Annotated in this window: 5 protein-coding genes; 4 read left to right on the forward strand and 1 reads right to left on the reverse strand. The window is 72.8% G+C overall.

All coding sequences use genetic code 11. The features are described 5' to 3' along the window. The first annotated feature begins 134 nt into the window (after positions 1 to 134). On the forward strand, positions 135 to 596 hold the full coding sequence (locus QM572_RS07380; protein WP_415091599.1) for an SRPBCC family protein: 462 nt from the start codon (positions 135 to 137) through the stop codon (positions 594 to 596). Between the two features lie 70 nt (positions 597 to 666). On the opposite strand, the gene cls is transcribed toward QM572_RS07380, so the two are convergent. Then, on the reverse strand, positions 667 to 2,148 hold the full coding sequence (gene cls, locus QM572_RS07385) for a cardiolipin synthase (RefSeq protein WP_415091601.1): 1,482 nt from the start codon (positions 2,146 to 2,148) through the stop codon (positions 667 to 669). A gap of 210 nt (positions 2,149 to 2,358) precedes the next feature. On the opposite strand from cls, the gene QM572_RS07390 reads away from it, so the two are divergent. The 3 genes from QM572_RS07390 to QM572_RS07400 all read left to right on the forward strand — a co-directional run. After that, positions 2,359 to 3,777, forward strand: a complete 1,419-nt coding sequence (locus tag QM572_RS07390; protein WP_415091603.1) for a fatty acid desaturase — start codon at positions 2,359 to 2,361, stop codon at positions 3,775 to 3,777. Between the two features lie 49 nt (positions 3,778 to 3,826). Continuing rightward, complete coding sequence (locus tag QM572_RS07395; protein WP_415091605.1) at positions 3,827 to 4,027, forward strand: ferredoxin; 201 nt, start codon at positions 3,827 to 3,829, stop codon at positions 4,025 to 4,027. A gap of 7 nt (positions 4,028 to 4,034) precedes the next feature. Further along, a partial coding sequence (locus tag QM572_RS07400; RefSeq protein ID WP_415091607.1) for an NAD(P)/FAD-dependent oxidoreductase occupies positions 4,035 to 4,988 on the forward strand: 954 nt, incomplete at its 3' end.

Genomic DNA, 4,988 nt, shown 5'->3' on the forward strand with positions numbered 1-4,988 from the left:
GCCGGCCCCGGCGGCCCCGACGGCCTCGGCGGCCTCGGCGGCCCCGACGGCCTCGACGGCCTCGGCGGCACGGGCGCCGAGGAGGATCAGGACGCCGCCCCGGTCGTCCTCGACCTGTCCTCGGGAGGACGGGCGTGAGCACGATCACCGTCACCGTACGGCGGCGTCTCGAGGCGCCGGCCGCCGCGCTCTTCGACGTCCTCGTCGACCCGGCGCGCTTCGCCACCGTGCGCGGCGTCCGGAGCGTCGAGATCCTCCGCTCCGGCCGCGACGGAGACCGGAGCGTCGGCACCGTGCGACGGGTGGACCTCGTCGCCGGGCACCTGGTCGAGGAGATCGTCGGCCTGGAGGCGCCCGCACGCTTCGACTACCTGATCCGCGGCGCGTCGGTGCCCTTCGACCACCGCTTCGGGCGGATCGAGCTCGCCGATCGAGGCGATCACACCGAGGCCGCGTGGACCTCGACGGTGGCCCTCGGCCGGCCCCCGGTGGGAGCCGCCCTCGGCGTCGCCGCGCGCCCCGTCCTCCGGGCGGCGTTCGCCACGGCGCTCGGCGAGATGGATCGCGCCGCACGCCGCCGGGCGGACGGCCGCTGAGCGGCCCCACGTCGAGCGGCCCCACGTCGAGGAGACCCTCGTGGGCCGAGTGCTCGACCGCGGGCGCCGGTCAGAGGACGGGCGACATCATCGCGACGACGTTGTTCGCCAGCCGGGTCCAGAACGACCAGGCCGCGACGTCGGCCGCGGTCACCGGGGTGGCCTCGGAGAGGTAGCCCAGCTGGCGGCGCCGGATCGCGGCCGTGGTCGGCTCGTCGTGGATCAGCAGGTTGTTCTCGAAGTTGAGCTCGAGGCTGCGGCGGTCCATGTTCGCCGAGCCGACGAGAGCCAGCCGTCCGTCGACGGTCACCGACTTGGCGTGCAGGAGGCCGAGCGGGTAGGCGTGCAGCTCGACGCCGCACGCCAGGAGGTCGGCGTACGTGCTCCTGCTCGCCGCCGCGACCAGCCTGGAGTCGCAGCGCGCGGGCAGGATCAGGGTCGTCCTCACGCCGCGCCGAGGCGCCGCGCAGAGCGCGCGGAGCAGGCCCTCGTCGGGGACGAAGTACGGCGTCGTGACGATGAGCTCGCGCTCGGCGGCGTACATCGCCGCGACGAAGGCGTCCGACATCGCGGCGCCCGGTGTCGTCGGCCCGGTGCCGAAGACCTGCAGCGTCACGCCCGGCTCGACCACCTCGGGCTGCGGGTCGGCGGCCGGGAGCCCGTCGAGGTCGTCGCCGGTCTCGGCGATCCAGCTGGCCAGGAAGAGGTGCTGGGCCTGGCGCACGACCGGGCCCTCGCAGCGCAGCAGCAGGTCGATCCAGGGCCCGTACCTCGCCTTGGGCGCGAACGCGGGGTCGGCGCAGTTCTGGCTGCCGCAGAAGGCGATCCGGTTGTCGACGACGACCAGCTTGCGGTGGTTGCGCAGGTCGACCCGGCCGACGGCGAGGTGCCCCAGCCGGGGGATGTCCTCCAGCGCGGCGATCACCCGCGCGCCCGCCTCCTCGAGCTCACGGCGACGAGGTCCGCGCAGGAAGTCCCGCGAGCCCAGCGCGTCGACCATCACCCGGCAGACGACGCCGCGGCGGGCTGCCGCGGCGACGGCGTTCGCGACCCGCCCGCCGCTGTGGTCGTCGAGCCAGATGTAGAAGCTGATGTGGACGTGCTCGGCGGCGCCCTCGATCGCCTCGATCAGGGCGTCGATCGCCCGGTCGGAGTCGAGGGCGGGGTGAGCGGGGTCGTCGGACGCCTCGCCCAGCAGCGTGACGCGGTTGCCGGCCACCGGCGCGAAGCCGTTGATCGAGGTGCACAGGGCGGCGATGGTCCGGGCGTCGGGATCGGCGAGGTAGGCGGGCGGGGCGAGCGGCCTCGCCAGGCGGCGCTCGGCCTCGCGCAGCCGCTCGACGCGGCCGCGTCCGATGCTCGTCTCGCCCAGCAGCGCGTAGGCGACCACGCCCACCAGCGGCAGGCACATGATCACCGCGACCCAGGCCACCCGCGACGCCGGCGTCCGGTTGGGCCGGGTGATCGCGCGTACGACGGTGAGCAGGTGCACCGCGAAGGCGGCGGCCGCCACCACCGGGCTGATCAGCTCGTCGGCGGACCACAGGCTCATGCCGGCGATGATAGGGCGACGTCGGGGCGGGCCGGGCCGGCTCCTCCGGCTCCTCCGGCGCGTCGACGCATCGGCGTACGGCGACCGCCGATTGTTCATATCAACAAGAAGTGGGTCGATTAACTCACCCGTGGACCGATGAATGTGACTCACAACTCGGGCATCCTGACAAACGGCAACGACGCCAGGAGCCCAAGAGGAGTGATGACCATGGCGAGTCTGGACGCAAGCGGCACCGTCGACACCGGGACGACCACCCAGTGGCGCGACAAGAAGAGGTATCTCTGGCTGATCGGCCTCGTGGTGCCGAGCCTCGTCTTCGTGGCGCTCGCCGGCGGCGAGCTCACGGGGTGGAGCGCGTTCTACTGGACCGGGCCGATCATCCTGTTCGTCGTCGTCCCGCTGCTCGACCTCGTCATCGGCCGCGACGGCTCCAACCCGCCCGACGACGTCATCGAGGCGCTGGAGAACGACAGGTACTACCGCTACATCACCTTCGCGTTCCTGCCGATCCAGTACGCCGGCTTCCTGACCTCGATGTACGTCATCGCCCGCGGCGACCTCGGCACGCTCGACAAGATCGGCCTGGCCTGCACCATCGGAGTGGTCGGCGGCATCGGCATCAACACCGCCCACGAGCTCGGTCACAAGAAGGAGAGCCACGAGCGCTGGCTCTCGAAGATCGCGCTGGCGCAGAGCTTCTACGGCCACTTCTACCTCGAGCACAACCGCGGCCACCACGTCCGCGTCGCCACCCCCGAGGACCCCGCCAGCAGCCGTCTCGGCGAGAACTTCTACCGGTTCTGGCCGCGTACCGTCGGCGGCTCCCTCAAGTCCGCGTGGCACCTCGAGAAGCGCCGCTACGAGCGCAAGGACACCCACCCCTTCCACCTCGGCAACGACGTGATCAACGCCTGGCTGATGTCGATCGCGCTGTGGGGCGGCGTCGTGCTCTGGCTGGGCGTGGGGGTGCTGCCGTACCTCCTCATCCAGGGCGTCTTCGGGTTCTCGCTGCTCGAGGTGGTCAACTTCATGGAGCACTACGGGATGCTGCGGCAGAAGGTCGGCAACGGCGACCGTCAGCGCTACGAGCGGGTCGACCCGTCGCACTCGTGGAACTCCAACAACATCGCCACCAACGTCCTGCTCTACCACCTGCAGCGGCACAGCGACCACCACGCCAACCCGACGCGTCGCTACCAGGCGCTGCGGGACTACAAGGAGAGCCCGGTGCTCCCCACCGGGTACGCCGGCATGATCGTCGTCTCGCTCTTCCCCCCGCTCTTCCGCAAGCTCATGGATCAGCGCGTGGTCGACCACGTCGACGGCGACATCCGGCTCGCCAACGTCCAGCCGGGAAGGTTCGACAAGCTGGTCGCGCGCTACCCGCTGCCGCAGGAGATCTCCGACGCCGAGCTGGCCGACCTCACCCGGCACGACTTCGGGGACGACGTGATGGCCGCGCGCTGCCCCGGCTGCGGCTACGTCTACGAGGTCGCCGAGGGCAACGAGCTCGAGGGCTTCGCCGCCGGCACCGCGTGGAGGGACATCCCCGACGACTGGTGCTGCCCCGACTGCGGGGTGCGCGAGAAGGTCGACTTCATCGCCCTCACGGAGTCGCTCCGATGAGTCGCCAGGCTTGGATGCTCGCCCCGCTCCGCTCAGAGCGGGGACTCCGATGACCATCAAGGTGACGGCCGACCTGCACAAGTGCGAGGGGATCGGGATGTGCGAGACGCAGGCCGACGACTTCTTCCGGGTCGGCGACGACGGCTTCGTCGAGCTGCTCTCGTCCGAGGTGCCCGACGGCGAGCGGTCCTATGTGCGGGCCGCGGTCGAGTCGTGCCCGGTCTCGGCGCTTCGGCTCGTGGAATCGTGACCGAGTCATGACCGCGACGTCCGCGATGACGGGGCGCCGCCTGGTCGTCGTCGGAGGGTCGCTCGCCGGCGTACGGGCGGTGGAGGGCGCGCGGGCCGCGGGATGGAGCGGGCCGATCACCGTGCTGTCGGCCGAGCCCCACCAGCCCTACGACCGCCCGCCGCTGTCGAAGGAGCTGCTCGCCGTCGGCGGCCCGTCCGAGGCGGTGCCGCTCCGCTCGGCCGAGACTCTCGCCGAGCTCGACATCGACCTCCGGCTCTCGACCCCCGCCCTGGGGCTCGACCCCGAGCGGCGCGTGGTCCGGGTGCCCGGCGAGGAGATCGCGTACGACGCCCTCGTGATCGCCACGGGCTCGCGGCCGAGGTCGCTGCCCGGGTCCCGGGCCGTCGAGGGTGCGGCAGCGGGCGTCCACCAGCTGCGCGGGCTCGACGACGCCCGTGCCCTGCGCGAGGCGCTGGACGCCGGCGGGCCCGTTGTGGTCATCGGCGCCGGGTTCATCGGGTCGGAGGTCGCCAGCGCCGCCCGCGCGCGAGGACTCCCGGTCACCCTCGTCGAGGCCGCGCCGCGGCCGTTGGCCCGCGCCATGAGCGAGACCGCGGCCGAGCACCTCGTCGCGATCCACCACCATGCCGGGGTCGACGTGCTGCTCGGAGCGACCGTCGCCGAGATCCGGGTCGACGGTGGACGGGTCGCCGCCGTCGTACTCGACGACGGGCGGGAGCTCCCCGCCGCGGTGGTCGTCCTCGGCCTCGGCGCCACGCCCGAGACCGCGTGGCTCGCCGGATCGGGGATCGAGCTCGACGCGGTCGGGGGAGTGGTGGTCGACCCCGCGATGGCGACGTCGCTGGCCCACGTCTGGGCGGCCGGCGACTGCGCCAGCCTCGCCGGGCACCCCGGCCAGCACTGGACCGCCGCCGCCGAGCAGGGCCGCCTCGCCGGGGCCAACGCCGCGGGCGGCGAC

Source organism: Nocardioides sp. (assembly GCF_047607365.1).
Taxonomy (GTDB): Bacteria; Actinomycetota; Actinomycetes; order Propionibacteriales; family Nocardioidaceae; genus Nocardioides.

Coding starts and splice junctions, on each gene's coding strand:
- QM572_RS07390 (WP_415091603.1), top strand. CDS start 2,359: ATGGCGAGTCTGGACGCAAGCGGCACCGTCGACACCGGGACGACCACC.
- cls (WP_415091601.1), bottom strand. CDS start 2,148: ATGAGCCTGTGGTCCGCCGACGAGCTGATCAGCCCGGTGGTGGCGGCC.
- QM572_RS07395 (WP_415091605.1), top strand. CDS start 3,827: ATGACCATCAAGGTGACGGCCGACCTGCACAAGTGCGAGGGGATCGGG.